Origin of the sequence: Sorangium sp. So ce426 (assembly GCF_051475585.1) — a bacterium.
GTDB classification, from domain to species: Bacteria; Myxococcota_A; Polyangia; order Polyangiales; family Polyangiaceae; genus Sorangium; species Sorangium cellulosum_B.
Genome location: NZ_CP150341.1, coordinates 10,424,679 through 10,450,954 on the forward strand (window position 1 = coordinate 10,424,679; position 26,276 = coordinate 10,450,954).

General features: G+C 71.6%; 29 protein-coding genes. 9 read left to right on the forward strand and 20 right to left on the reverse strand.

The genetic code is table 11. The features are described from left to right. Positions 1 to 80: 80 nt before the first annotated feature. Positions 81 to 545 (reverse strand): serine O-acetyltransferase, encoded by a 465-nt coding sequence (locus WMF44_RS38995; RefSeq protein ID WP_437295117.1) that lies wholly within the window; start codon positions 543 to 545, stop codon positions 81 to 83. Continuing rightward, positions 542 to 1,648: a glycosyltransferase family 4 protein gene (locus tag WMF44_RS39000; RefSeq protein WP_437295118.1), complete on the reverse strand. Its 1,107-nt coding sequence runs from the start codon at positions 1,646 to 1,648 to the stop codon at positions 542 to 544. Before WMF44_RS39000 ends, WMF44_RS38995 begins: the two co-directional genes overlap by 4 nt. A 502-nt stretch (positions 1,649 to 2,150) precedes the next feature. Between WMF44_RS39000 and WMF44_RS39005 the strand changes: the two genes are divergently transcribed. The 7 genes from WMF44_RS39005 to WMF44_RS39035 all read left to right on the forward strand — a co-directional run bounded on the left by WMF44_RS39005 (position 2,151) and on the right by WMF44_RS39035 (position 7,938). Further along, positions 2,151 to 2,681, forward strand: coding sequence for a MerR family transcriptional regulator (locus tag WMF44_RS39005; protein WP_437295119.1), 531 nt, complete (start codon positions 2,151 to 2,153; stop codon positions 2,679 to 2,681). A gap of 18 nt (positions 2,682 to 2,699) precedes the next feature. Continuing rightward, positions 2,700 to 3,917, forward strand: a complete 1,218-nt coding sequence (locus tag WMF44_RS39010; protein WP_437301662.1) for an IscS subfamily cysteine desulfurase — start codon at positions 2,700 to 2,702, stop codon at positions 3,915 to 3,917. A 72-nt stretch (positions 3,918 to 3,989) separates the two neighbouring features. Then, positions 3,990 to 4,439 (forward strand): Fe-S cluster assembly scaffold IscU, encoded by a 450-nt coding sequence (iscU, locus tag WMF44_RS39015; RefSeq protein WP_012239938.1) that lies wholly within the window; start codon positions 3,990 to 3,992, stop codon positions 4,437 to 4,439. Positions 4,440 to 4,512: 73 nt separating this feature from the next. After that, positions 4,513 to 4,989 carry a HesB/IscA family protein gene (locus WMF44_RS39020; RefSeq protein ID WP_437295120.1) on the forward strand — a complete coding sequence of 159 codons (477 nt, stop codon included), beginning with the start codon at positions 4,513 to 4,515 and terminating at the stop codon, positions 4,987 to 4,989. A gap of 53 nt (positions 4,990 to 5,042) precedes the next feature. Beyond that, on the forward strand, positions 5,043 to 5,579 hold the full coding sequence (gene hscB, locus WMF44_RS39025) for a Fe-S protein assembly co-chaperone HscB (protein ID WP_437295121.1): 537 nt from the start codon (positions 5,043 to 5,045) through the stop codon (positions 5,577 to 5,579). Further along, entirely contained in the window at positions 5,576 to 7,582 is a 2,007-nt protein-coding gene (gene hscA / locus WMF44_RS39030) for a Fe-S protein assembly chaperone HscA (protein WP_437295122.1), read from the forward strand. The genes hscB and hscA overlap by 4 nt, the downstream gene beginning before the upstream one ends. After that, positions 7,582 to 7,938, forward strand: a complete 357-nt coding sequence (locus WMF44_RS39035) for a 2Fe-2S iron-sulfur cluster-binding protein (RefSeq protein ID WP_437295123.1) — start codon at positions 7,582 to 7,584, stop codon at positions 7,936 to 7,938. Before hscA ends, WMF44_RS39035 begins: the two co-directional genes overlap by 1 nt. Positions 7,939 to 8,027: 89 nt before the next feature. On the opposite strand, the gene WMF44_RS39040 is transcribed toward WMF44_RS39035, so the two are convergent. Then, a complete protein-coding gene (locus tag WMF44_RS39040) occupies positions 8,028 to 8,303 on the reverse strand; it encodes a hypothetical protein (protein ID WP_437295124.1) in 276 nt (91 codons plus the stop codon). Between the two features lie 241 nt (positions 8,304 to 8,544). Between WMF44_RS39040 and WMF44_RS39045 the strand changes: the two genes are divergently transcribed. Next, positions 8,545 to 9,093, forward strand: coding sequence for a DUF4142 domain-containing protein (locus tag WMF44_RS39045; RefSeq protein WP_437295125.1), 549 nt, complete (start codon positions 8,545 to 8,547; stop codon positions 9,091 to 9,093). A 61-nt stretch (positions 9,094 to 9,154) separates the two neighbouring features. Here the strand turns inward: WMF44_RS39045 and WMF44_RS39050 are convergent, their stop codons facing one another. The 16 genes from WMF44_RS39050 to trxA form a co-directional block, all read right to left on the reverse strand. Beyond that, positions 9,155 to 9,781 carry a hypothetical protein gene (locus WMF44_RS39050; protein WP_437295126.1) on the reverse strand — a complete coding sequence of 209 codons (627 nt, stop codon included), beginning with the start codon at positions 9,779 to 9,781 and terminating at the stop codon, positions 9,155 to 9,157. Next, on the reverse strand, positions 9,778 to 10,416 hold the full coding sequence (locus WMF44_RS39055; protein WP_437295127.1) for a hypothetical protein: 639 nt from the start codon (positions 10,414 to 10,416) through the stop codon (positions 9,778 to 9,780). Before WMF44_RS39055 ends, WMF44_RS39050 begins: the two co-directional genes overlap by 4 nt. A 162-nt stretch (positions 10,417 to 10,578) precedes the next feature. Further along, positions 10,579 to 10,983: a hypothetical protein gene (locus tag WMF44_RS39060; RefSeq protein WP_437295128.1), complete on the reverse strand. Its 405-nt coding sequence runs from the start codon at positions 10,981 to 10,983 to the stop codon at positions 10,579 to 10,581. A gap of 178 nt (positions 10,984 to 11,161) precedes the next feature. Beyond that, a complete protein-coding gene (ychF, locus tag WMF44_RS39065) occupies positions 11,162 to 12,253 on the reverse strand; it encodes a redox-regulated ATPase YchF (RefSeq protein ID WP_437295129.1) in 1,092 nt (363 codons plus the stop codon). Between the two features lie 153 nt (positions 12,254 to 12,406). Beyond that, positions 12,407 to 13,357, reverse strand: a complete 951-nt coding sequence (locus WMF44_RS39070; RefSeq protein ID WP_437295130.1) for a LysR family transcriptional regulator — start codon at positions 13,355 to 13,357, stop codon at positions 12,407 to 12,409. A gap of 161 nt (positions 13,358 to 13,518) precedes the next feature. Further along, entirely contained in the window at positions 13,519 to 14,319 is an 801-nt protein-coding gene (locus tag WMF44_RS39075; RefSeq protein WP_437295131.1) for a formyl transferase, read from the reverse strand. Then, positions 14,301 to 14,858 (reverse strand): hypothetical protein, encoded by a 558-nt coding sequence (locus WMF44_RS39080; RefSeq protein ID WP_437295132.1) that lies wholly within the window; start codon positions 14,856 to 14,858, stop codon positions 14,301 to 14,303. The genes WMF44_RS39075 and WMF44_RS39080 overlap by 19 nt, the downstream gene beginning before the upstream one ends. Beyond that, positions 14,855 to 15,961, reverse strand: coding sequence for a hypothetical protein (locus tag WMF44_RS39085; RefSeq protein ID WP_437295133.1), 1,107 nt, complete (start codon positions 15,959 to 15,961; stop codon positions 14,855 to 14,857). The genes WMF44_RS39080 and WMF44_RS39085 overlap by 4 nt, the downstream gene beginning before the upstream one ends. Positions 15,962 to 16,093: 132 nt before the next feature. Continuing rightward, complete coding sequence (locus WMF44_RS39090; protein WP_437295134.1) at positions 16,094 to 17,212, reverse strand: DegT/DnrJ/EryC1/StrS family aminotransferase; 1,119 nt, start codon at positions 17,210 to 17,212, stop codon at positions 16,094 to 16,096. Continuing rightward, positions 17,209 to 17,883 carry an acyltransferase gene (locus WMF44_RS39095; protein WP_437295135.1) on the reverse strand — a complete coding sequence of 225 codons (675 nt, stop codon included), beginning with the start codon at positions 17,881 to 17,883 and terminating at the stop codon, positions 17,209 to 17,211. The genes WMF44_RS39090 and WMF44_RS39095 overlap by 4 nt, the downstream gene beginning before the upstream one ends. Beyond that, positions 17,880 to 19,532 (reverse strand): hypothetical protein, encoded by a 1,653-nt coding sequence (locus WMF44_RS39100; RefSeq protein WP_437295136.1) that lies wholly within the window; start codon positions 19,530 to 19,532, stop codon positions 17,880 to 17,882. Before WMF44_RS39100 ends, WMF44_RS39095 begins: the two co-directional genes overlap by 4 nt. Positions 19,533 to 19,538: 6 nt before the next feature. Continuing rightward, positions 19,539 to 19,811: a preprotein translocase subunit SecG gene (secG, locus tag WMF44_RS39105; protein ID WP_437295137.1), complete on the reverse strand. Its 273-nt coding sequence runs from the start codon at positions 19,809 to 19,811 to the stop codon at positions 19,539 to 19,541. 106 nt (positions 19,812 to 19,917) lie between these two features. After that, positions 19,918 to 20,751 carry a triose-phosphate isomerase gene (tpiA, locus tag WMF44_RS39110; protein ID WP_437301663.1) on the reverse strand — a complete coding sequence of 278 codons (834 nt, stop codon included), beginning with the start codon at positions 20,749 to 20,751 and terminating at the stop codon, positions 19,918 to 19,920. A 5-nt stretch (positions 20,752 to 20,756) separates the two neighbouring features. Further along, positions 20,757 to 21,992, reverse strand: coding sequence for a phosphoglycerate kinase (locus tag WMF44_RS39115; protein ID WP_437295138.1), 1,236 nt, complete (start codon positions 21,990 to 21,992; stop codon positions 20,757 to 20,759). A gap of 4 nt (positions 21,993 to 21,996) precedes the next feature. Beyond that, entirely contained in the window at positions 21,997 to 23,022 is a 1,026-nt protein-coding gene (gene gap, locus WMF44_RS39120) for a type I glyceraldehyde-3-phosphate dehydrogenase (protein ID WP_437295139.1), read from the reverse strand. A 260-nt stretch (positions 23,023 to 23,282) separates the two neighbouring features. Continuing rightward, positions 23,283 to 23,606, reverse strand: a complete 324-nt coding sequence (gene trxA, locus WMF44_RS39125; protein ID WP_012239959.1) for a thioredoxin — start codon at positions 23,604 to 23,606, stop codon at positions 23,283 to 23,285. A gap of 362 nt (positions 23,607 to 23,968) precedes the next feature. Here trxA and WMF44_RS39130 point away from each other — a divergent pair, with 362 nt between their 5' ends. After that, positions 23,969 to 24,691 carry a polyprenol monophosphomannose synthase gene (locus tag WMF44_RS39130; RefSeq protein WP_437295140.1) on the forward strand — a complete coding sequence of 241 codons (723 nt, stop codon included), beginning with the start codon at positions 23,969 to 23,971 and terminating at the stop codon, positions 24,689 to 24,691. 37 nt (positions 24,692 to 24,728) lie between these two features. Here WMF44_RS39130 and WMF44_RS39135 read toward each other — a convergent pair whose 3' ends face one another. Further along, a complete protein-coding gene (locus tag WMF44_RS39135) occupies positions 24,729 to 26,126 on the reverse strand; it encodes a serine/threonine protein kinase (protein ID WP_437295141.1) in 1,398 nt (465 codons plus the stop codon). Between the last annotated feature and the right edge of the window lie 150 nt (positions 26,127 to 26,276).

Genomic DNA, 26,276 nt, shown 5'->3' on the forward strand with positions numbered 1-26,276 from the left:
CGCGGGCCACCCGCGCCATGGAACAAGGCGCGCATGGAGATGCGCCCGATCACGCGGTCGGGCCGACCCGATCCTGCGGATCAGGCGCTCGGGTTATCCAGCTCGTAGTACTTGAGCTTCCTGTCGGACGCGATGATCCTGAACGGATTCCCGGCGACGACGGAGTTGGACGGCACGTCCTTGTTCACGACGCTGTTGGCCCCGATGATCACGTTATCCCCGATGGTGATGTCGCCGAAGATCGCGCTCCCCGCCCCGACATAGACGTCGTTGCCCAGGCGCGGGACGCCCTGGCTGCCGAAGTTTCTCCCTATCGTGACGTTCTGGCAGATAAGGCAGTTGTCGCCGATGACCGTCCTCGTGTGGATCACGACCCCGAGCCCCCAGTAAGCGAGCCTGAAATTCGCCCCGATCGTGGCCGAGGAGGGGACGAAGACCGCGAACACGAACCTGTTCAACCACGTGATGAGCGTGGCGATGAGGGGCAGGTTGTTCCGATAAAAGAAGTTTCCCAGCCGGTACAGCAGCACAGAAGGGTTCTTCATAGCGTCGACAGCAGGTCTCTGAACTTGGTCACGGCATGACCCATCCTGTTGGTCTGCCTCACCCTCTCGAGCGAGCGCCGCGAGAACTCCTCCAGCAGCGCCGGCTCGCGGAGGACGGTCAGGACCGCCTCGGCGATCTGGCCCGGGCTCCCGACGTCCACGAGGAGCCCATTTCTCCCGGACACGACGAGATCGTGCACGGCGCCCACCCTGCTGGACACGACGGGGACCCCGAGGGCCATGACCTCCAGCAAGGCGTTCGGGAACCCTTCGCTGTGCGAGGTGAACACGCACAGATCGAAGGACGAGATGACCTCGTTCTTGTCCGTCGAGAGCCAGCCCACGTACTCGGTGTTCTCGAGCTGGTTCTCGGAGATGAACCTGCGCACGCCGTCCAGCTCGCTTCCGTCTCCGTAGATCTCGGCGCTGACCGAGGCGTTCGCGCGCTGCAAGAGGAGCATGGCCTCGAGGAAATCGTAAATCCCCTTCTGCCTCTCGATCCGGTTGAAATAGAGCAGCCTCAAGGGCCTGTCCATGGATCGAGGATATGCCTTGTGTCCCACGTCGCCGAAGCTGGAGTCGGGCAGCCAGTTCTCGATGACGACGAGTTTGTCCCCGGGCGCCTCGGGGACCAGGCTCTGGAAGAAGCTCCGCCAGTGGTCGCTCTGGCATATCACGACATCGCAGGATCTCACGACGGCGCTCAGGTACGACCTGTACAGCCTGCTCCTGGCGACGTTGTCGACGATCGGCCCCGAGCGAGGGAAGATGGCGACCTTCTTGCCGAGCAGCTTGCCGAGGAGCCCGATCGACCCCTTCTCGACGAAGCTCAGCCCCGAGCTCGAGAACAGGAGGACCGCATCCACCCTCGAGAAGAGCAGCGCCCTGACGCACCTCAGCACCCTCGGCGCGATCTTGTGCAGCCTGCGGCGCGCCGATTGCACCCGGATGCTGTCGAGGGTGGAGTCGACGAGGAGGAAATCGAAATCATCTTTCAGATCGCTCTCGATCAGAGAGCGACAAGCAAAGTACTGCCCACCCATCTTCCCGTCGGCCGGGGGATTGAACGAGCCAACGAACAGGATTCGTTTCTTGTCTGCCATCGCGTCGCTATCGTCTCGGAGGTGATACCATACCTGTACGGCGATGGATGGCGGGAACGCCCGCTCGCCGAGCGCCGCGCCGACAGCGCCGGATCGTCACCGAACGGCCCGCGACCCCAGGAAAGCAGTCAGCCTGCCTCGGCACAGGGCGGTGGAGGCGGGCTCTGCAGGCGCGCCCTCCTGCCGCCCCGAGCAGCCGCCTCTCGCGGCCGTGGCCGGCGGCCCGCGACGTTGCTCCTGCGGCACCTCGAGCGGCCGGCGATTCCGCCTCCTTCCGCTGTTTCACGCTGGCCCCGTACGACCCGGTTGACAGTCTTGGCGCTCCGACCTACAAGGTCCCCAACCCTCACGCGCACGTAAGGGTCATGGTTCCACCCGAGCACGGTTTCCAGCGCGACGGGCCGATGACCACCCGATGACCACCCGCCACCACCTTCCGCTAGCCCACGAGCAAAGCATCGCGGGGCCCATCACGTCCAGCACGTCCCGAACGGACGAGCTGATGCGGGCTCTCGGCGGTGCCGAGGAAGAAGAGGAGCGTCTCCTTCAGGTGGGGGACATCGCCAAGGCAACCGGGAAAACCGTGCGGGCGATCCACCACTACGAAGAGGTGGGGTTGCTCACGCCGCACGCCCGCTCCAAGGGGCGCTACCGGCTCTACGATCACGCGGCCCTGACCCGCGTCCGGTGGATCGGCAAGCTCCACGACCTCGGCCTGTCGCTGAGCCAGATCCAGCAGATCGTCTCGACCTGGGAGTCGTCCCCCTCGGCCCCCGGCGCGATGGCGCAGATCCGCCACGTCTACCAGCAGAAGCTCGAAGAGGTGCGGGAGCAGGTCGCGCACCTCAAGACCCTCGAGCACGAGCTCGTGGCGAGCCTCGCCTACCTCGACACCTGCGAGACGTGCGACCCGGCAGAGCTCGTCGCCGCCTGCACAAACTGTAACCTCCACGACAAGAGCACGGCTGAGCCCGAGCTCGTCGCCGGTATCCGCGGCAATGGGCATTGCCGCCACGGCTCGAATCACCGCTGAGCGAGAAACATCATGGGTATCCAGCTTCCGATCTACATGGACTACCACGCGACGACGCCCGTCGATCAGCGTGTCCTCGACGCCATGCTGCCGTATTTCAACGGCAAATTCGGCAACGCCGCGAGCCGGAGCCACGTCTTCGGCTGGACGGCCGAGGAGGCGGTCGGCCACGCTCGCGAGACGCTCGCCAGGTTCATCGGCGCCTCGAACCCCAAGGAGATCGTCTTCACCTCCGGCGCGACCGAGAGCGACAACATCGCCATCAAGGGGGTCGCCGAGTTCTACAAGGACAAGGGCAACCACATCATCACGAGCGTCATCGAGCACAAGGCGGTGCTCGACACCTGCAAGCGGCTCGAGAAGCAGGGCTACGAGGTCACCTACCTCAAGGTCGACAAGTACGGGATGGTCGACCCGGACGACGTCGCCCGGGCGATCACCGACAAGACGATCCTCGTCTCGATCATGCTGGCCAACAACGAGGTCGGCACGGTCCAGCCCATCGCCGAGATCGGGAAGATCACGAAATCGAGGGGCGTCCTCCTCCACTCCGACGCGGTGCAGGGGGTCGGGAAGGTCCCGTTCAACGTCGAGCAGATGGGGGTCGACCTCGCGTCGGTGACGGCCCACAAGATCTACGGCCCGAAGGGCATCGGCTTCCTGTACGTGCGCAGGTCGAAGCCGCGCGTCCGCATCACCGCGCAGATGGACGGCGGCGGCCACGAGTTCGGCATGCGGTCCGGCACGCTCAACGTGCCCGGCATCGTCGGGTTCGCCAGGGCAGCCGAGATCCTCATGGAGGAGGGCGAGGCGGAGTCGGCGCGCATCCTGTCGCTGCGCGAGCGGCTCAGGAGCCGGCTCTGGAAGGAGCTCGACGCCATCCAGCTGAACGGCTCGCCCGATCGGCGGCTGCCGGGCAACCTCAACGTGTCGTTCAGCTTCGTCGAGGGTGAGGCCATGATGATGGCGATCAAGGACGTGGCGGTCTCGAGCGGCTCGGCGTGCACGAGCGCCAGCCTGGAGCCCTCCTACGTCCTCCACGCGATGGGCATCGGCGACGACCTCGCCCACTCGTCCATCCGGTTCGGGCTCGGGCGCTTCACCACCGAGGAGGAGGTCGACTACGTGGCTGACCTCGTGATCCGGAAAGTGAACAAGCTGCGCGACATGTCGCCCCTCTACGAGATGCACAAAGAGGGGATCGACCTGAACAGCGTGCAGTGGGCGGCCCACTGACGAGCGGCGCGGGCGCCGCCGGCCCGACAGAGCGAGATTTCGAGACGAAAGGAAACGGTCGAGGAGAGAGCCATGGCATACAGCGATAAGGTCATCGAGCACTACGAGAACCCCCACAACGTCGGCACGCTCGACAAGAATGACGAGCGCGTCGGCACCGGGCTCGTCGGCGCTCCGGCCTGCGGCGACGTCATGCGCTTGCAGATCAAGGTCGGCGAGGGCGGCGTCATCGAGGACGCGAAGTTCAAGACGTTCGGCTGCGGGTCGGCCATCGCGTCGTCGTCGCTCGCCACCGAGTGGCTGAAGGGCAAGACGATCGACGAGGCCGAGACGATCAAGAACAGCATGATCGCCGAGGAGCTCCACCTGCCCCCGGTGAAGATCCATTGCTCGGTCCTCGCCGAGGACGCGATCAAGAGCGCCATCGCCGATTTCCGCGCCAAGCAGCAGGCGAAGAGGGAGCTCGCGGGCGCGGCGCCTTCGGTCCCCGCCGCGGCCGCCGCGACGGCGAGCGCGGAGTAACAGCGCCGGGGCTTCGGGGCGGAGGCGGCCCGCAGCACCGGAACCGGAACCGGAACCGGAGAAGGAACGACGCATGCAGAGCAGTGAGCAGACCACGACCAAGCCGGCGGACACCGGGCCGCACGCCGCGCACGCCGCGACCGCGGACGGCGCGCCCGCGCGCAGCGACGGGGCCTCGGGCGAGGCGGAGGCCAAGTCGAAGCGGACGCTCTCGGTGAGCGACGCCGCGGTGCAGGCCATCCGGGCGCAGCTCGCCAAGCGCGGCACGCCCGAGGGCGCCATCCGGGTCGGGATCCGCGGCGGCGGCTGCTCCGGGTTCTCCTACGTCATCGAGTTCGAGGACAAGCCGCCCCGGTCCGGCGACCTCGTCCTGGAGTTCGCCGAGCCGGACAAGGCGACCGTGCGCGTCTTCTGCGACAAGAAGAGCATCCTCTACCTGGGCGGCTCGGTGCTCGACTGGGAGAAGACGCTCATGTACCAGGGCTTCAAGTTCAAGAACCCGCACGAGGCGACGCGCTGCGGCTGCGGGCACTCGTTCACGGTGGCCTGAGCCGCCGCAGGGGGCGCCCGCCCGTCGCCGAGGCGCCTTCCCCAGAGCACGCCATGACCGATCCCTTCGATACCCTGGGCGTCGAGCCGCGGTTCGACCTCGACCTGGGCGCGCTGGAGCAGCGCCACCGCGATCTCTCCCGCGCGCTCCACCCCGATCGCTACGCGGGCGCCCCCGCGGCCGAGCGCCGGCTCGCGCTCGGCCGCGCGATCGAGGCGAACGACGCCCTGCGCGTCCTCAGGGATCCGATCCGCCGGGCCGAGGCGCTGCTCCAGCGCGCCGGGGTCGCGCGGGGCGAGGAGGGCGAGCAGAAGGCCTCCCCCGCCCTGCTCATGGAGATGATGGAGTCGCGCGAAGAGCTCGCCGAGGCGGCGAAGGGGCGCGATCCCGCGCGGGTCGCGCGGCTCGGCGAGGCGATGCTCGCGCGCGAGCAGGCGACCCTCACGGCGATCCAGGGCGCCTTCGCCGCCGCAGGGAATGATGCGGAGCAGCTGCGGGGCGTGCTCGCCTTGCTCAGCGAGCTCCGCTACATCCGGCGGTTCCTCGAAGAAGTGAGCGCCATCGAAGAAGAGCTCGCAGATTTGAAATGACCCTCCTCGAAATTTTCGACCCCAAGGCAAGGCCCAGCCCGATCGGCATCGATCTCGGGACGACGAACTCGCTCGTCGCCCGCGTGCGGGACGGCCGTCCGGTGGTCATCGACGACTGCAATGGAGCGCGGCTGGTGCCGTCGGTCGTGCACTACGACGAGCGCGGCCGCGCGGTCGTGGGCGACAGCGCGCGGCGGCTCGCGCAGAGCCACCCCCGCGAGACCATCGTCAGCGTGAAGCGCTTCATGGGCCGCGGCGCCGACGATCCGGAGACGCGGCGGCTCGGGCCGTACGAGTTCGCGGAGCCGAAGGGCCCCGAGGACGCGAAGAGCGTGCGCTTCAAGGTGCGGGACGCGGTCGTGACGCCCGTCGAGGTGTCGGCGGAGATCTTGAGGGAGCTCCGCACCTCGGCGGAGCGCGAGCTCCGCTCCGTGGGCGGCGCGGTGATCACGGTGCCGGCGTACTTCGACGACGCCCAGCGGCAGGCGACCAAGGACGCCGGCAGGCTGGCCGGGCTGGAGGTGCTGCGGCTGCTCAACGAGCCGACCGCCGCGGCGCTCGCGTACGGGCTCGACAAGCAGCAGAACGGCCTGTTCGCCGTGTACGACCTCGGCGGCGGGACGTTCGACGTCACCGTCCTCCTGCTCGACAACGGGGTCTTCCAGGTGAAGTCCACGGGGGGCGACAGCTCGCTCGGCGGCGACGACATGGACAGGGCGCTCGCGGAGCGGCTGCTCGAGGAGATGGGCGCGACGCGGCGCACGCCCGAGGTGGTGCGGCTCGCGCTCGACACCGCCCGCAGCATCAAGCACGCGCTGACCGACGCGGCGCAGATCGAGATCGAGCTGCCCGTGCAGGCGGCCGAGGCGACGGGCAGCCCGGCGTCGAAGCTGGTCACCGTGACCCGCGACGAGCTGAACGCGCTCATCACGCCGCTCCTGGAGCGCACGGGCGTCGCGTGCCGCCGCGCGCTCCGCGACGCGGGCGTCCAGGCCGTGGACATCGACGGCGTGATCCTCGTGGGCGGCGCGACGCGCGTGCCCCACGTGCGCGACTACGTGGCGCGCCTCTTCGGCAAGGAGCCGCTCAAGGACATCGATCCGGAGGAGGTCGTCGCGCTGGGCGCGGCCATCCAGGCCGACATCCTGGCCGGCTCGATGGATCGCGCGGACGAGGTGCTCCTGCTCGACGTGCTGCCGCTGTCGCTCGGCATCGAGACGATGGGCGGCGTCGCCGAGAAGATCTTGCCCAGGAACACGACGATCCCGGCGGGGGCGCGGCAGGTCTTCACGACCTACGCGGACAACCAGACCGGGTTCGATCTGCACATCGTGCAGGGCGAGCGGGAGCTGGCCGCCGACTGCCGTTCGCTTGCGCGCTTCGTGCTGAAGGGGATCCCGCCGATGCCCGCGGGCATGGCGCGGCTCGAGGTGACGTTCCGCGTGGACGCCGACGGCCTGCTCGGCGTGACCGCGCGCGAGCTGACGACGGGGGTCGAGCAGAAGGTCGAGGTGAAGCCGAGCTACGGGCTGACGGACGAGGAGGTCGAGGACATGCTCCTCGCGGCGCTGGACCACGGCGAGGAGGACCTGCTCAAGCGCCGGCTCGTCGAGGCGCGGGTCGAGGGCGAGCGCGTGGCGATGGCGACGCGCAAGGCGCTCTCCGCGGACGCCGATCTGCTCGAGCCCGGTGAGCGCGAGGCGATCGAGGGCGCGCTGAAGGGCCTCGACGCGGCGATCCACGGCGACAAGCCAGGGCTGATCCTCGCGCGCACGGAGGCGCTCGACGAGGCGACGCACGGGTGGGCGGGGCGGCGGATGGACCGCGCCGTGGCCAGGGCGATCGCGGGCAAGCAGGTCGAGGACGTCGAGGCGAAGGTCGCCGCGGCGAAGGGCGTGGACGCGCACCTGGCCGAGCACGGCGGGGGCGACGCGAGCCACGCGCCGGTCGAGGCGGGCGGCGCTGGCCCGGCGAAGGCCGGCGTCGATGCGAGGAGGAGCTGATGGCCAAGGTCCGGTTTCTGGCGCACGGACGCGCGTGGGAGGTCGAGGCCCCGGTGGGCTCGTCCGTCCTCCAGGCGTCGAAGTCCGTGGGCGCGCCCGAGGGCGACGCGTGCGGCGGCGTCTGCGCGTGCTCCACCTGCCACGTCTACGTCACGAAGGGGCGCGAGCTCCTCAGCGAGGCCGAGGAGGACGAGGAGGACATCCTCGACAAGGCCTTCGACGTCCGGTCGACGAGCCGCCTCGGCTGTCAGGCGAAGATCTTGAAAGACGGCGATATCGAGGCGGAGATCTCCCGCGAGAGCCTCGACGCTTTCTACAACGAGCACCCGAACGTGAAGGATCCGCGCAAGGGCTGAGCCCCCGGCGCGGGCCGATCAGCGCGAGCAGCGCGCGCCGCCCGGCGCGGGCCGACCAGCGCCATCAACCCGCAACGACGCAGGGACGGCTACGGCGGCGGCCGCACCTTCGCGGTCGCCGGCTTCGGCTCGCGCTGCGCGGGCGGCGGGCGGCGAAGCTTGTCCAGCTCGGTGCGCGCCTCGGTGGCGATGCGCCGAGCGATATGGGCGAAGGCCGAGGCGGCCTCCCTGGCCGGCGGCGTCGAGACGATCGCGACGAGGTGCTGCGCGGCCGTCTTCCTGCCGATGGGGACGAGGAAGAAGGTCAGGGCGGCGAGGAGGAAGACGACGCCGTTCGTGAGGCGCTTGAAGAACTCGCCGACCACAGGCGCCAACCGTAGATGGAGCGATCGGCCGGGGCCCAGTTCTCGGGAGCCTTTTGCCCTTCCAGCCGGAGGCGATCACCTGCTCGCCGATGCTCGCTGCGCCCCTTGCCAGAGCGCCCCGACCTCACGACAAACGGCGGGGGGCTCGACCGGAGGCGCCGAGCCGTGGAGCGCGGCCGTCGCGGGACGATGGAGCGCTCGGCGCGGCCGCGGGCGACCGCCAGGACAAGGAGGGAAGGAGATGCTCAAGCCTGTTCTATTCACCATCATGACGGCGGCAGCGTCCTTGCCGGCCTCCACAGCTGCAGCGGGGCAGCGCCCGGCAGCGGAGCAAGCCCATGCCAACCAGACCAAGCTCGACGAGTCGGATCGGGAGTTCCTCGAGGAGGCCGGCCAGGGAGGGCTGCTGGAGGTGCGGCTCGGGCAGCTCGCGCAGCAGCGCGCCGCGAGCCCGGACGTGAAGCGCTTCGCGCAGCGGATGATCGACGACCACTCGGCGATGAACAAGCGGCTCGCGGCGCTCGCGCAGCAGAAGGGCGTGCCCGTGCAGCAGGAGCTCTCCCGGGAACACCGCGAGGAGGTCGACGAGCTGTCCAGGAAGACAGGGGCCGCGTTCGACCGGAAATACATGAGCGAGATGGTCGACGACCACGAGGACGACGTCGAGGAGTTCGAGGAGGCCGCGAAGGATGCGAAGGACGCCGACGTGAAGCGCTTCGCCACCACGGCGCTGCCGCTGCTCCGGGAGCACCTCGCGATGGCGAGGCAGGTCTATGACAAGGTGAAGTAGAAGCAGCGGCGCGAGCGCGCCGGCCGTGCGCGGCGCGGCCGGCGCACGGCGGCCGGCGCGCTCAGGCGACGACGCGCGCCGCGCGCTCGGGCCTCTCCGCCGGCGGCGGGGTCGTCCTCGACCTCGCCGCGCCGCGGACGGGCGCGAGCTTGCCCCGGAGCTTCTGATACGCGGCCGTGTCGACGGGCTCGCCCCGGACCCAGGTGCGGATGAACGGCGCCACCCCGGACTCCCAGGCGGCGCCGAGTCGGAGCGCGAGGAACTCGCCGTAAAGCGCGGTGAAGAGCGTCTCGAGCTCCTCGATGAGGTACATGCGCTCGTAGAACTGCTCGTCCGCGGCGTCCTTGACGACGCTCGGGATCTTCACGCCCGAGAGCGAGAACGCGTCGGCGTTGAACAGGAAGGCATACTCGAGCTCTCCGCGCGTGACGCGGACGCGCGCGTGCGACGGGAGCTTGCCCTGGCGCAGCGCCTCGTGGGCCTCGGGGGCGCTGCTCGGCGCCGCGCCCTTGAGCCGGCTCTGCTCCTTCTCCTGGACGAGCGTGATCTGCCCCTCGAGCCAGAGCTCGCAGACGCCGAGGGCGTCCAGGGAGAAGCGGCCCTCGAAGAGCTCGCTCTCGAACCAGAGCCAGACAAGGAATTCGCGGCCGACGAACCGGCGCTGCTCGATCAGCTCAGCGAGGCTCACAGGGCACCTCCAAGGGTCGATTCAGCGTGGAAGACCGTGGGCTTGAGCAGCTCGAACGCGGCCAGCTGCTCGGCCGTCAAGCCGAGCTCACGGGCGGCCGTATACGGGCTCTCCGGCACGAGATCGAGCTCGAAGGTCTCTTCGAAGAGCTCCGAGAGCCCCTCGTGCGCGCGCGGCGACTGGTTCCAGAACCGGACGACGCCGGCCTCCAGGTTCCAGGACAGATCCACGACCTTCATCACCGGCATGAGCTGCGCGCGGAGCTTCCTCGACACGACGGCCCGGAGCTCCTCCTTCTCGCGCCGCCCGAGCTTCTCGCGCCCGCGCTTCGCGAGGTGCTCCCGCTCCGCCTCGGCGAAATGCGCCTTGAAGAGCGCCGAGGGCACCTGCCAGCGATCGGTCCTGAGCCCGAGGTTGATGTACGAGTTGAAGAAGATCTTGCCGTGATCGAGCTCGCAGTCGAGCGGATTCTCGATGGAGCACCACCCGGCGCGCTGCTCCGCGTCCTCTTCGACCGTGAGCGGCCGGAACGCGCGGAGGCGGATTCGCTCGACGAACTTGTCGCGGAACCCCTCGGGGAGCTCGCCGCGGACATAGAACTTCGAGAATGAGATGGATCCTTTGAGTGCGCCCAAATGATCGTCCTTTCGTCTCGTGAAGACGCAGGAGGTAGCCGAGCGGATCCAGGGGGTCAAAAAACCGGACGGGGCGCCGCGGCCATCGGGCGGAGAACGACGACGAACGGCGACGAACGGCGATCGCCCCGGCGGCCAGGCGGGCTGGGCAGGGAGACGCGGTCAGAGCGGCTGGACGAGCGGCGGGCGCAGCCAGCGGCCCGAGAACGGGCCAGTGAGGTAAAAGCGATAGTGAAGGAAATACGGCTGCTCGTCGGGCCCGCAGAAGACGACGGTGGCTCGCAGGAAGCGGCCGAAGACGTCGCCGCCGGGCTCCGCGGATGGCCTGTGGCCGATGGCCGGCGCGGGCACCGCAGGAAAACGAGGCGGCGCGCCCTCCGAGAACCCGCGCGGCACATCGCACGACGCGGGCGGAACAGGCGCCCGCGCCGCGCCGCCGCCCGGGTCCGGGGCGCCCGCCTCCTCGGGCGGGACGTCGGTTGCAGCCGCGACGCAGCCCGCCGCGACGCTCCCCCACGAGGAGAAGAGAACCAGCACACGAAACGCGCCGACGCTCGCCCTGGGCACCGTCCTGCCTCCGTCCGAGAAGCGCGAGGCCCGCGGAGCGCCGGCGGTCGTGGCCGGCACACCGCGCCTGCGCGAACGCCGGAGGAGCAACGGCGGTGCCGCGCCGCCCGCGAAGCAGGGGCGCACCGGGCGCCCTCGGGGAGAGCGACGGCAGCGGGCGCGCTCGTGGGACGGACGGTCAGACGTTGAAGAGGAAGTGCGCGACGTCGGCGTCCTGGAAGACGTACGTCTTGCCCTCGACGCGCAGCTTGCCTGCGGCGCGGATGGCGGCCTCGGTCCTGTGCTCGACGAGGTCGTCCACCTTGTAGACCTCCGCCCGGATGAAGCCCTTCTCGAAATCGCTGTGGATGACCCCCGCGGCCTGCGGCGCCGTGCACCCGATCGGGATCGTCCAGGCGCGGATCTCCTTGGGACCGGCCGTGTAGTAGCTCTGGAGGCCGAGCAGCCGGTAGGCCTCGCGCGCGAGCGTCGAGAGCGCCGGCTCCTTCATGCCGAGGCTCTCGAGCATCTCCTTGCGCTCGTCGGGCGCGAGCTCGTTCAGCTCCGCCTCGAGCTTGCTGCAGACCGGCACGACGCCGCTGCCCTCGGAGGCGGCGCGCTCGCGCACCTTCGTCGCGAGCGGGCCCGTGCCGGAGACGTCGGACTCGTCGACGTTCGCCACGTAAAGGACCTTCTTCGCCGTGATCAGGCCGAACGTCTTCACGACCTTCCGCTGCTCGTCGTCGAAGGAGAGCCCGCGGACGGGCTTGCCGGCCTGGAGCGCCTCGAGGCACTTCTCCATGAGCGCGATCTTCGGGAGGAGCTCCTTGTCGCCCTTGGCCTGCTTCCGCGTGCGCTCCAGCATCCCCTCGAGGGAGCCGAGGTCGGCCAGCATCAGCTCCGTCTCGATCGTGTCGATGTCGCGGAGCGGGTCGACCCCGCCGTCGACGTGCACGACGTCCGCGAGCGTGAAGCAGCGGACGACGTGGAGAATGGCGTCTACCTCTCGGATATGACTCAGGAATTTGTTTCCGAGCCCCTCGCCCGTGCTCGCGCCGCGCACGAGCCCGGCGATGTCGACCACCTGCACCATGGCGGGGATGATCTTCTCGCTCTTGATGAGCTTCGCGAGCGTCGTGAGCCGATCGTCAGGGACAGGGACGGCACCGACGTTGGGCTCGATCGTGCAGAAGGGGTAATTCTGCGCCTCGGCCTTGGCGGCCGTCAGCGCGTTGAACAGGGTGCTCTTGCCCACGTTGGGCAGTCCGACGATGCCAACCTCGACGCTCATGGCGCGCACGTCTAGCACAGGCAGGGTCGCGCGGCCCGGCCCCGTGGGCAGCGCCGCCCGAGCGCCAAGCGCCAAGCGCCAGGCGCCTGGCACCTGGCGCCTAGCGCCTAGCGCCTAGCGAGATTCCCGGTTTGCCCGCGCCGCCGTCCGCCGTCAGCGCCGCGCGCGGTCGGGCGCGCGGAGGGCGCCGGCGAGGTGGTCGACGAACGCGCGCACCCGCGCGGGCAGGAAGCGCGACGGGAGGTACACCGCGACGACCTGGCGGCGCACCGGGAGCCACCCGGCGAGCACCTCGCGCAGCCTGCCCGCGGCGACGTCGGGCGCGGCGAGGTACGCGGGCAGCTCGGCCAGGCCGAGGCCGGCGCGCGTCGCCTCGAGCACGGCGAGGACGCTGTCGCTCGAGAAGACCGCGGGCAAGCGCGCCGTCGCCGCGGCGCCGCCGGGCTCGACGAGGCGGAAGGCCACGTGCGACGCGCCGCCCGCGCCGTAGCGGAGCCCGGCGTGTGATCCGAGCTCCGCCGCGCCGCGCGGCGCGCGGTGGCGGCGGAGGTAGCCCGGGCTCGCGTAGAGCCCGCGCCGGTCGTCCTCGAGCGGCCGCGCGACGAGCTCGGCCGGGAGCGCGGAGAGCATGCGCACCGCGACGTCGATGCGCTCCTCGACCAGATCGGCGAGCCGATCGCCGCAGCGGAGATCCACGGTGATGCCCGGGTGCTCGGCCTGGAAGCGCGCGCAGAGCGGGGCGACGCGGCACGCGCCGTAGACCGCGGGCGCCGCGACGCGCAGCGGACCGCGCACCGCCTGGTCGCGCGCGGCGATGTCGCGCTCGAGCGACTCGACGTCGGCGAGGAGCTGCCGGCCGCGCGCGACGTACGCTTCGCCGAGGTCGGTCAGCGAGACCCGGCGCGTCGTGCGCTGCACGAGCTGCACGCCGAGCCGAGCCTCGGCGCGGGAGACGGCCTTGCTCACCGCCGAGGGCGTGAGACCGAGCCGCTCGGCCGCCGCGGAGAACGAGCGCAGATCCGCGATCGCCACAAGGAGCCGCAGCGCGTGCGCGGCCTCGGACGGGTCGATTGATGAACCGAGCTCATGAATCCTCGCCTTCACGCGTCGATTATACGCTCCGGGGCTCAGATTCACCGGTCGCGGAGCGCCGCGCGAAGGAGCCGCCGGAGGAGGGCGCGCGGCGGGCCGTCGACCCGGGGCCCCAGCGAGGGGAGATCTCGCAGCCGAGGAGCCGGCGGCGCGCGTGTGATGCGGCGGCGTGATCAGCGGGCGAGCGCCCGGAGCCGCCTCGCCGCGATCGCCGCGATCGCAGGGTGCAGCACGAAATGCTGGCGCCCCGCGTCGGCGGCCTGCGGGGAAGGCGTCAGGGTCCCGTCGCGCAGGCCGCGCACCGCGCGGCACATGAGCTCGAGCCCGACGCGCTCGACGCGCCTCATCACGGCCGGGTGATCGTCTCCGGGCTCGAGCGCGAACCGCTCGACCAGCAGGACGGGCCCGGTGTCGACGCCCGTGTCGATGAGGTGCACGGTGACCCCGAGCTCGGGCGGGCCGTCCTCGAGGAAGGGCCACAGCGCGACGTCCATGCCACGGTACCTGGGCAAGACGCCCGCATGGGCGTTGAGGACGCCGATCCTGGGGATCGCCAGAAGCGGGGCGCGAAGCAGGCCGCCGCCCGCGAACACGATCAGGTCGGGCGCGGCGGCCCGGAGCGCGGCGAGCGACCGGTCGTCGTTGTGGTTCTGGACCACGTGGAACCGCGCGCCGATCGCCGCGGCGACGTCTCGCAGGGACGCCCCGGGGAGCCCCTCCTCGGCGGCGATGTCCCGCACCGATCGCTCCCCCTCGCGAGGGGACGAGAGGCTGCCGACCAGGACCTTGCCGGTGACCTTGGCGAGCACGCGGCCGGGCGTGGTGAGGCGAAGCTCGTCGCGGAGCCGGTCGAGCTGGTAAGGCGCTCGCAGCAGGACGTCGGTCAGCTCGATGCCGTCGGTGCGACCGAGCCGCCACGCGAGCAGCCGCGCGTACATGCTCGTATGCACGGGCGCTAGGAGCGCGATGCGCATTGCGCCTCCAGCTCCGCAAGGGCGGATTCGACGTCGCGGAGCGCCGCGGCCCAGTCCGCGGCGACCTCGGGTCCGACCCGCCACGACATCCCCGGCGCGAACCGATCCGCGAGCTTGAGGGCGGCGTTGAGCAGGCGCCAGTCGCGGCGCGCTGGCGCCTGCCGCGCGAGCAGCGAGCAGACCGCGGCGCGCTCACGCGCGACGCCGGCGCGATCCTGCGGCGGCTCGATCTCCGCCAAGGCGTCGCCGCGACGGAGCTCGACATGACGAAGCAGCCGCTCGAGCTCCTCGGCACCCCGAGCGTCGCCCGCGGCGAGCGCCGCCTCGATGTCGGCGCACGCGCCGGCGCGCCACCGGCGCTGCTCCAGCGCCGGGCGGAGGGCGCCCTCGGCGCGCGCCGGCGCGGCGCGGGTCACCCCGGACGCCGCCCGTCGCAGCGCGGCCTCGAGGCGGCTCCGGCGCTCGCGCCCCCGGGCCGGATCATCGAGCCACACCGCGGCGGCGCGGACGCCCGCCAGCACGCGATCGCGCAGGGTCACGGCAAGCCCCCGTCGATCGCGATACGCACGCTGCTCCCGTCCAGCCCGACGAGCGCCTCTCCGCTCAACCAGAGATCGTCCTGGCGCAGATGTCCAGACGGCAGCGTGAGGACACCGTTCTTGAACAACCAGTAAGGACTCCATCGATCCTTGCGGAAACAGGCGAGCTCCCGCCAGGTGATCCCGTCGCGGCTCGCGAGGACGGCCGCCGTGTCGCGGTGGACCCCGGCGCCGCGCTCGACGACCGTGAGCGCGATGAGCACCGGACCTGGGAGCTGGGCCCCGTGCCACGCCGAGGCGGGGATCGCACAGCCCACCTCGAGGGCGAGCGTGCGTCGATCGGCGCGGCATGCATGGTTCTGCGTCACCTCGGAGTCGGTCAACCAGCACACGTGGTCCGCGGTGAAGAACAGCTGCACGGCGCGCCAGCGCTGCGTGCCGTCCCCGAACCTCTCGATCGTGCGGAACCAGTCGCGCGTTCGCCACAGGTAGCACTCGCCGTCGAGATCACCGGTGGTCACCCACGCCGCGCCGACGTCGAACGGGTCGGCGAAGATGCCATGAACATGCCGCACCGACCCCGCGGAGAACTCGTGGGCTACATCGACGCGGTCGCCGTCGGGGGCGACCCGGTGAACGCGCACCGGGCCACGGCGCTCGTTCCTCGTGTACTCGCCGAGGTACGCGGCGCCGAGAGGGTCCTCCGCGATCCCGCGGTGCAGGACGCAATCGCCAGCGATCGTGCCCAGCGGCGCCGGATCGCGCCCCTCCTCGAGCCGGTAGATCGTCCCCGCGCGGACCCCGATGACGACGCCGCGCGACGTGCGGTACACATTGCACTTGTCGGCGCGCGCCGCCCGGACGAGCAGGCGCTGAAACGCCATCGCGTCACGCGGCATCGCCGCGGGAAACCGGCAAAACGGCTCGAACGCGCCGACGCCGCGGGCGCGGCGCAGCACGACGCGCCCCTGGCTCGCCCAGACCGTGCCGTCGGCGTCGAGGTGGTGCACGGACGAGACCGCCGGAGCCCGCTCCCGTACAGAGACCCCCAGCGCGAGGTGATCGCTGGAAGGAGTCGGGGTGATGGCGCGAGCCGGCAACATCGTCAGCGCGGCGCACGCTAGCACCCGCTCGCGCGATCCGGCAAGCCGGAGCCCGGCGCCATGGCGCGCGCGCCGCGCTCGACGCGAGGTGCGGCTCAGGTGCCTTGACGCCGCCGCGCCGAGGCGCCCGGCTCAACCGAAGAACGAGGCGATAGCGGCCGCCACGCGGGCGACCTCCTCGCCCGTGAGCTCGGGAAAGATGGGGAGCGCGAGCGAGTCGCGCGCCGCCGCCTCGGCGACCGGAAGGGAGCCCTCCGGCAGGCCAAGGCGCGCGAAGCAGGGCTGGAGGTGGAGCGGCGCGGGATAATAGATCTCGGTGCCGATGCCCCGCTCCGCGAGCGAGCTCCGCAGCGGATCGCGCAGAGAGGCATCCTTCAGGCGAATCACATACTGATTGAACGTGCGCCCCGCGGCGCCGGCGTCCGGCAGCGCGAGGGGCAGATCGCGCCCGCCGAGCAGCGCGGCATACCGCGCGGCGTGCTCGCGCCGCCGCTCGAGGAGCGCGCCGAGCCGCGGGAGCTTGCGCCGGAGGAGCGCCGCCTGGAGCGCGTCGAGCCGGAAGTTGCCGCCGACGCGGGTGTGATGGTGCTTCTTCCGAGCGCCCTGCGCCCTGAGCGTCCGGACGCGCTCCGCGAGCTCGTCGTGATCGGTGGTCACGAGCCCGCCATCGCCGAAGCCGCCGAGGTTCTTGGTCGGGAAGAACGAGAAGCACCCCATGAGCCCGAGCGCCCCGGCGCGGCGGCCACCGCGCTCGGCGCCGAACGCCTGGGCCGCGTCCTCGATGACCGGCAGGCCGCGGCCGCCCGCGATCGCGAGGAGCTCGTCCATGGGCGCGCAGCCGCCGAAGAGGTGGACGGCGAGGATCGCCCGGGTGCGCTCCGTCAGGGCGCGCGCCGTGGAGGCGGGGTCGAGGTTCAACGAGCCAGGGAGCACGTCCGCGAAGACCGGCGTGGCGCCGGTGCGATGGATGGCGCCCGCGGTCGCGAAGAACGTGTAGGCGGGGCACACGACCTCGTCGCCAGCGCCGACGCCGAGCGCCATCAGCGCGACGAGCAGCGCGTCGGTGCCGGAAGAGACGCCGATCGCGTGCCGGACGCCGAGGTACGCGGCGCACTCCGACTCGAAGGCCTCGACCTCCGGACCGAGGACGTAGTGGCCGCTCCGGAGGACCGACTGGAACACGGCGGAGAGCTCGTCCTGCATGGCGAGATCGCCGCGGGCTCGATCGAAGAAGGGAACAGGCGCGGTCATCCGTCGGTGTCCTCCGGGGAGAGGGGATCGCGGTAATGGCGCGTGGCCGCGGCGCGGGGCCGGGCGAGCGGCGCGTCCTCGTCGAGGTCGAGACAGCGGACGACGTCGCCGCGGCGCTCGTAGCGATAGCCGCTCTCGGGGCAGCGCAGGAGGCCGTCGCGCGAGGCGACGAGCTTGTGACCGTGGCGGCTCATCCAGCCGGTTCGCCGGGCCGGCACGCCGGTGACGAGCGCATAGTCGGGCACGTCGCGCGTGACGACCGCGCCGGCGCCGACGAACGCATGGCGCCCTATCGTGACGCCGCAGACGATGGTGGCATTGGCGCCCACGGTGGCGCCGCGACGGATGCGCGTCGTGTCGAGGAACGCGCGTCGGTCGATCGGGGCACGCGGGTTGACGACGTTGGTGAGCACCGCGGACGGGCCGAGGAACACGTCGTCCTCGACCAGCGTGCCGTCATAAAGAGACACGTTGTTCTGGATCCGGACGCCATCGCCGACGACGGCGGTGCCCGCGACGAAGACGTTCTGGCCTAGGACGCAGGCGCGGCCGATCCGCGCCCCCGCCGAGACATGGCAGAAGTGCCACACCTTCGTCCCCTCGCCGATGTCGCAGGGCTCGTCGATGCACGCGGACGGGTGCGCGAAGAAGGGCTTTGCGGGCTCGCTCATGGCGCCCCGTCCGCCGGGTGCGCGGGGCCCCTGGAGCCACCCTCCGGCAAGGCCCCGAGCGCGCCGCCTGCCGGAGGCACCGGCCAGATCCCCCAGGCGCCGCGCGTCGCGAGCGGCGGGCCGGCGAAATCGATGACGGGCGGCCTGACGCGCCCGATGAGGTAGGCGGCGCCCAGGCCGGCGGCGCGGCGCGCGAGCGCGGCGGGGTCCTCGAAGCTCGAGCGGACAGGCGGATCACGGGGGTCGATCGAGCGATCGGGGTGCACCCCCTCGGGACGCCCCAGGGCGGCGAGCGCCGCGAGGTGGCCATAGTCGACGACCTCGAGGAGGAGGGGCGCGGAAGGAGGCGTGAGCTCCGCGGCGGCGCGGCCGATGGCGACCTCGTCCCTCCGCGGATTGAAGTGCTCGCGGCGCAGGTGCGGGCGGAAGAAGGCGCCGAGGGCCAGCACCACCAGCAGCGCGCCGCCGAGGGCGCGCCGCGCGCCTGCCGAGGCGCGCCGGAAGGCGCGCGCCGAGAGATCTCCGACGGCGAGCGCGAGCAAGAGCAACGCGAGGAGGGTCGCTCGCTCGGGGTGGTGGGTGGGCGCGCCGTCGCGCACGAGGGCGAGCGAGAGCGCCGCGATCTGGAAGGCGGCGACGGCGCCAGGGAGCGCGTACGGACGGGCCGCGCGAAGGAGCGGCGGGAGCGGTCGGGCCGCCCCCGGCGCAGCGCCGCGGCGGGCACGCCATGCGACGAGGGCGATGGCGATGGGCCACACGAAGAGCTCCGGCTCCTCGCGGACCATCGCGGCAGGGTACGCGAAGAGCCGCAGCAGCGAGCCGTCGCCGCCCGGGCCGATCGCGTTGCGGTAGGAGGCGACGCGGGCCAGGAACTGCAGCGCGTCGCCGTGAGCGACGTGGTTCCACGCGATCCACGCGGCGGGCCCGGCGAGCGCGACGAGCGCGGCGAGCGCGAGCTTCGCCTGCGCGCCGCGGCCCTGGCCGAGGCGGGCGGCAGCGAGCAGCGCCATCGCCGCGAAGGCGACGGCGACGGACCAGGGTTCGTAGCGGGAGAGCGTCGCGAGCACGAGCGCGAACGCGCCGAGGAGGGCGCGCCCAGCCGGGGGCGCAGGCCCGGCCGGCGGCGTGACGAGCGACGCCACAGCGAACAGCGAGAGGGCGGCGGTCGGCAGCTCGGGGACCGTCGCCACGCCGAGGCAAGCGCTCCAGGGGAAGGCGCCGGCGAGCAGCGCGCCGGCGAGCGCGGCGCGCCGGTCACCTGTGATCCAGCGGGCGGCGAGGTGGACGAGCGCGGCCGAAGCGAGGCCGAGGGCGAAGGCGATGGCGCGCGCGACCTCGAGGGTCGGCGCGAAGACACGGAAGAGCGCGCCGATGAGCCAGAAAGGGACAGGCAGCCAGCTCGTCCCCGTCGGGTCGAGCCGGGGCGCGTGGGCCCACGCCTGCGCGAGGACCACGCGCGCGAAGTCATCATCGCTCACCGCCCGGAAGCCGAGCGCGAGGACCAGGGCGGAGACCACCGCCTTGGCGAGGGCGACGAGGGCAAGGTCGCGCGCGAAAGGGAAGGAGACGGCCGACGCCGCCTCCACGGACGACCTCGCGTCGAGCGCCCTGCCCGCTTCCCTCCCCGGCGCGGGGGCGGGCCCTAGCACGCGAGCCTACTTTTCCTGGGATTTCTCGAACTCGCGCAGCTCGCGGTCGCCTGCCGACGAGAGGTAGGCGAGCGACACGCTCGTCGCCATGAAGACGACGGCGCAGACGGCCGTGAGGCGGGTCATGAAGTTGCCCGCGCCGCGGCCGCCGAACACCTGCGCCGTCGCGCCGCCCATGGCCGAGCCCATCCCGCCCCCGCGACCCTGCTGGAGGAGCACGACGAGGATCAGGAACAGACAGACGAACACGTGCACGATGTTGAGGAACGTGTGAAGCATCGGCGTCTTTCAGCTGGGTGAGTCTGGACCGCGCGAGGGGCCCAAGGGGCAAGTGGGCGAGAGGACAGGCCGGCGCTCCCGTGGCGAGACGGGAGCGGCCTGCGATCTACCCCTGTTCCGCGCGCTCCGCCAGTCGGTGAGCGGCGTCGACGATCTTGGCGAAGCCAGCGGCATCGAGCGAAGCCCCGCCGACCAGCGCGCCGTCGATATCGTCCTGGGCGAGCAGGGCCTCCGCATTGTCGGCCTTGACGCTGCCGCCGTAGAGGATGCGCGTGACGCCCGCGAGGTCCTCCGAGGCCTTCGCGAGCAGGCCGCGGATGAACGCGTGCACCTCCTGGGCGTCCTCGGCGCGCGCTACCTTGCCCGTCCCGATCGCCCAGACCGGCTCGTAGGCGATGACGCCGAAGCCGGGCTGCTTCGCGAGCTCGTCGAGGACGGCGCGGACCTGCCGCTCGACCACGGCGAGCGTCTCACCCGCCTCGCGCTGCTCGAGCGTCTCGCCGACGCAGACGATGGGGCGCAGCTCGGCGGCCATCGCCGAGGCGACCTTCCGGGCGACCGACTCGTCGGTCTCGCCGAACAGCTGCCGCCGCTCGCTGTGCCCGAGGATCACCCACGTCGCGCCCGCGTCCTTGAGCATGCCCGAGGAGACCTCGCCGGTGAACGCCCCGGAGACCTCGGCGCTCATGTTCTGCGCGGCGATGCCGACCTCGCTCTTCGCCTCCGCGAGCTCGTGGGCCACGGCGGCGATCGCCGTGAACGGCGGAGCGACCACCACATCGGCCCGGGTGAGCTCGCGCGTCGCCTTGGCGACGGCCGCCGAGAGAGGACATGCGTCCTGGCCCCCGGCGTTCATCTTCCAGTTGCCGGCGATGAGCGGACGACGCGAGGCCGCCCGCGGGGCGGCGCCCGCCTCCGCGGACGTGCCCCCATCGTTCACGGGCTTCACTCGCTCACCTCGACCGACCGGAGCGCCTCGACGCCCGGGAGACGCTTGCCCTCGATGAGCTCGAGCGAAGCGCCGCCGCCGGTCGAGATGTGATCGAAGCCCTTGGCGATCTGCTCGCCGGCCTGCTTGACCGCCGCCGCGCTGTCGCCGCCGCCGACCACCGTGAAGCCGGAGGCGCCGCTCATGATGCGCGCGACGTCGAACGTGCCCTTGGAGAAGGCCGGCGTCTCGAAGAGGCCCATCGGGCCGTTCCAGAACACCGTCTTCGCCCGCTCGATCGCCTGGCCGAACTGCTCGATCGAGCGGGGGCCGATGTCGAGCGCCATCGTGCCCTCGGGGATCGCGTCGACGGACGCGGGCTCGCCCTGCGTCGCGTCGATGCTCGAGGCGACGACGGCGTCGACGGGCAGCAGGAGCTGGATGCCCCGATCGCGCGCCTTGCTCATGATCGTGCGCGCCAGCGGGAGCTTGTCCTCCTCGATCCGGCTCTTCTGCAGGTTCTTGCCCTGCGCGGCGAGGAAGGTGTTCGCCATCGCGCCGCCGATGCACAGGGTGTCGACCACGTTGAGGAGCGCCTCGACGACGTCGATCTTGTCGGAGACCTTGGCGCCGCCGAGGACGGCGACGTAAGGCTTCTCCGGGCGATCGACGAGCCGGGTCAGCGCCTTGAGCTCCTTCTGGAGGAGGAGGCCGGCGGCGCGCTCGCGCATGAGGCGCGGCAGCGCGTGCACCGACGCGTGGGCGCGGTGCACGGCGCCGAAGGCGTCGTCGACGTAGACGTCGCAGAGCTCGGCGAGCTGGCGCGCGAACCCCTCGTCGTCCTTCTCCTCCTCCTCGTGGAAGCGGAGGTTCTCGAGGAGGCAGATCTGGCCCGCCCGGAGGTCGTAGATGACCTTCTTGGGCGAGTCGCCGACGCAGTCGTCCGGCAGGTGGACCTCGTAGCCCGTGAGCTCACTGAGCCGCCCCCCGCACGGCTCCAGCGAGAGCCCCTCGGTCTTGCCCGGCTTCGGGCGGCCGAGGTGCGACGCGAGGATCACCTTCGCGCCCGCCTCCATGACGAGCTTGATCGTCGGGATCGCCTCGCGGATGCGCGAGTCGTCCGTGATCTTGCCCGTCTTCTTGTCGAGCGGGACGTTGAAGTCGACGCGGATGAAGACGCGCTTGCCGCTGAGGCCAGCGGCGCCCCCGGCGGCGGCGAGGTCTTCGACGGAGCGGATTCCGGTGAGCTTCACGGCGCTAGACGCCCTTCCTCGCCACGAGCTGCGCGAGGTCGATCATGCGGTTCGAGAAGCCCCACTCGTTGTCGTACCACGAGAAGATCTTCGCGAAGCGATCGCCGAGGACCGACGTCATGGTCGAGTCGAAGGTGCTGGACGCGGGCGAGCCGATGAAGTCGCCCGAGACGAGCTCCCGATCGGTGTAGTTGAGGACGTCCTTCATCGGCCCCTGCTCGGCGGCCTGCTTCATCGCGGCGTGGATGCTCTCCTTCGTGATCGGCTTCTCGGTCTCGAGGGTGAGGTCCACGAGCGAGACGTCGACCGTGGGGACGCGGATCGCGAGCCCGTCGAACTTGCCCTTGAGCGCCGGGATGACCTCGGACAGCGCCTTCGCGGCGCCGGTGCTCGAGGGGATCATGTTGACCGCGGCGGCGCGCGCGCGGCGCAGGTCGCCCTTGCGGTGCGGGATGTCGAGCAGGTGCTGGTCGTTCGTGTACGAGTGGACCGTCGTCATCAGGCCGCGGACGATGCCGAAGTTGTCGAGCATCACCTTGGCGATGGGGGCGAGGCAGTTCGTCGTGCAGGAGCCGCACGAGATGACCGTGTGCTTCTGCGCGTCGTAGAGCTCGTCGTTCACGCCCATCACGACCGTGAGGTCGTGGCCCTTGGCCGGCGCGCTGATGATCACGCGCTTGGCGCCCGCGTTGATGTGGCCGGCGGCCTTCGCCTTGTCCGTGAAGAGGCCGGTGCACTCGAGGACGATGTCGACGCCGAGGCTCTTCCACGGCAGCTCGGCCGGATCCTTCAGCGCGAGGACCTCGATCTTCTGGTCGCCGATGCTGATGTACTTGTCGCCGGCGCCGACCTTCGCCGCCTTGAACTCGCGGTGGATCGAGTCGTACTGGAAGAGGTGGGCGAGGGTCTTCGGATCCGTCAGGTCGTTGATGGCGACCAGCTCGATATCCTTCACGCCGCGCTCGTAGAGCGCGCGGACAATGCAGCGTCCGATGCGCCCAAAACCGTTAATTGCGATCTTCGTCGCCATCACGAACTCCTGGGAAAGTGGCCGGCGCGAGTCGTAGTCACCTCGCGCGCGACGGTCAAGCAAAGCCTCAGCCGCGGGGCGCCGGCGACGTGGAGCGCCGGCGGCGGCGGGGCCGCGGCCGGCTGGCCGGAGCGGCGCCTCGCCGGGAGGGCTTTCGGTCGGTATTTGGGGAGGTTTCGGCCTGTGGGAAGGGGAGCGCCGGCGCGCTTGGGCGCTGCCGCGCCGGGATCTGTCACGCCGGCGTCACGCGCGGCGGCGGATCAGACGCCGAGCTCCCGGAGGAGCTTCTCCTTGCTCGCGACGCCGGTGTACGAGCCCGCCTTCTCGCCGCCCCGGAACAGGATGCACGTCGGAACGGCGCGGACGTTGTATTTCTGGGCGAGCTTGGGCGCCGCGTCGATGTCGAGCTTGCCGACCTTCAGCGTGCCCTGGGACTCCTTGGCGATCGTCTCGACGATCGGCGCGAGCTGCTTGCAGGGTCCGCACCAGGTGGCCGTGAAGTCCACGAGCACCGGGATCGGGGAGTTGATGACCTCGGACTCGAAATTCTCGTTGGTGAAGGTGACGATGTGCTCGCCTGCCATGATTGTCTCCGTCGGTGCCGCGCTGTTCATGTTCGGGGCCGCGCCTGTGGTGCGCGGGGCGCGCCCCGTGAGTTGACCGAGGCCGCGCCGGCCTGTCGGCCCGATGCAGAGCGGACCGCCCTGTCGGGAAAGGAAAGTACCCGGCGCGCACGCCTCCGGCAACCCACAAGGCGCTCGCGGCGCGCCCGCGGAACCTTCCGCCTGCGCCGTCGTTTTGGTAGATCGCCCGGCGCCGGAGCGCCCGTGCTGGCCGACGCAGCGGAGGCCTGAGCGCGAGCGGACGCCCGCGGACCTGGCGCGCGACGCTGCGCGGCGCGCACGACCCCGCGTGCGAGCGCCCGCTCGCGCGGCGCCGAGCCAGGATGGCCCCCCGAACCCTCATCATCACGCCGACGTACAACGAGCGAGACAACCTCGCCGAGTTCGTGAGCTCCGTCCTCGCGGCGGCGCCTGAGGCGCACGTGCTCGTCGTCGACGACGCGTCGCCCGACGGGACAGGCGCCCTCGGCGACGAGCTCGCCGCGCGCGACGGGCGCGTCCGCGTGCTCCACCGGGCGGCGAAGCGCGGGCTCGGCACGGCCTACCTGGAGGGCTTCCAGCGCGCCCTGGACGGCGGCTACGACGTCGCGTTCGAGATGGACGCCGACCTCTCGCACGACCCGCGCCACCTGCCGGCGTTCCTCGACGCGATCGCGCGAGGCGCCGACGTCGTGCTCGGCTCCCGCAACATGCCGGGCGGCGGCGTCGAGGGCTGGGGCCTCGGGCGGCACGTGCTCTCGAAGGGCGGCTCGCTCTATGCGCGGACCATCCTGGGCGTCGGCATCCGCGACCTCACGACCGGCTACAAGGCGTTCACGCGGCGCGCGCTCCTCTCGCTCGATCTCGGCAGCGTGCGATCGAACGGCTACGCCTTCCAGATCGAGACGACCTACCGCGCGCTGCGCAAAGGGCTGCGCGTGGTCGAGGTGCCGATCGTGTTCGTCGACCGCCGCGCAGGCCGCTCGAAGATGAGCCGCCGGATCTTCGCCGAGGCGATCGTCGAGGTCTTCCGCCTGAAGCTCGACGCCGCGCGCGGTCGCATCTGATCGCGCGGCCCCGCCGGAGCGCGAGCGCGCGCGGTGCTCAGCGCTCCCCCGCGCGAGGCGGCCGCGAGGCGGCGCGCGTGCGGCCCGGCTCGTCGAGCTCCAGCTCGTCGAGCTCCTCGTCCAGCGCGGCGTCGCCGTCGTGGATGCGCGATCGACCGGGGGCCTCCTGCTCCTCGAAGCGCACGCGCGCCGCCGCGCCCTGGCCGCGCTGGGCCGTGTCCTCTGGCGCCGGGTGCCCGCGGACGACGCGCGTGGCGCGGCGCAGCGCGAGATCGGCGACCCGCCCGGCCCTGCGCACGTTCGGCGCGGCCTTCTCGCGCAGCACGCGGCCGAACACCAGGGACAGCAGCGTCAGCACCGTCGGGACGACCACCCCGAGCGCGAGGCCGACGGCGATGCGCGCGACGGTGAGGCCGAACAGCGCGGCGACGAGCGGCAGGCCCACGAGGCCGCGATCGAGCGACGGGCGCCCCTCGTGCCGGCGCGCGCGCCGCTCCTCCTTGCGCGCGCGCTTCTCTTCCTTGCGCTCGTCCTTGCGCGCGCGCCGCTCTTCCTTGCGCTCGTCCTTGCGCGTGCGCCGCTCCTCCTTGCGCGCCCCGCGCTCCGCGGGCTCGCCAGCGCGCGGCGGATGGGGGGACGCGCCGCCCGCTTCGAGCCCCGAAAGGAGCGGAGCGATGCGCGCGGCGCGGCGGTCCGGGTCGGGCTCCAGCATCGCGGAGAGCGCCCGGACGAGGCGCGGATCGGCGCGATCGCTGAGGGCAGCGGGCACGTCGATCGCGAGCCCTCGGTGCGGCAGGTTCTCCGGCTCCTCGCCGGTGAGCAGGCAGAGCGCGGTCGCGCCGACCGCATAGACGTCCGACGCGGGCAGCGCGCGGCCCTGGAACTGCTCCGGCGCCATGTACCCGAACGTGCCGACCACGGTGCTCCCGCCCTCGGGACGCATGCGATCGCGGACCGCGCCGAAGTCGACGATCGCGAAGGAGCCGTCGGGCCGGCGGATCACGTTGTTCGGCTTGATGTCGCGGTGGATGACCGGCGGCGCGCGGCCGTGCAGGTAGTCGAGCACGCCCGAGGCGTCCCGCAGGAAGCGGAGGATGTCGTCCCGCCCGAGCACCGCGCGGCGGCGGCGCATCGCGCCCAGGCTCTCGCCCTCGATCTTCTCCATCACCAGGAAGAGCGCTCCGTCCTCCTCGAAATGATCGAGGTAGCCTGGCAGGCTCGGGTGCGAGAGCGACGCGAGCACCCGGGCCTCGCGCTCGGCGAGCTCGACGCTCTTCCAGCTCGAGGCGCCGCGGATCTGGAACCGCTTGATCGCGACGAGCTTGCCGAGCCGCTTGTCGACCGCCTCGAGCGTGTGTCCCTGAGCCCCTTCGCCGAGGGCGCGCGTGATCGCGTAGCGGCCGTCGCGCAACGCCTGGCTCGGCTCGGCACCCATCGAGGGAGCGAGAGTACACCGCCCGGGCAACGACACCAGGTCGAAGCCGCGCCTGGGCGCCCGCGAGCAGGCGCGAACGTCCGGACGTCCGAACGCCCGCCGACGCGGGCCGCTCGCGCGGCCCGCGCCATCCGCTCTGCTAGAGTCGCG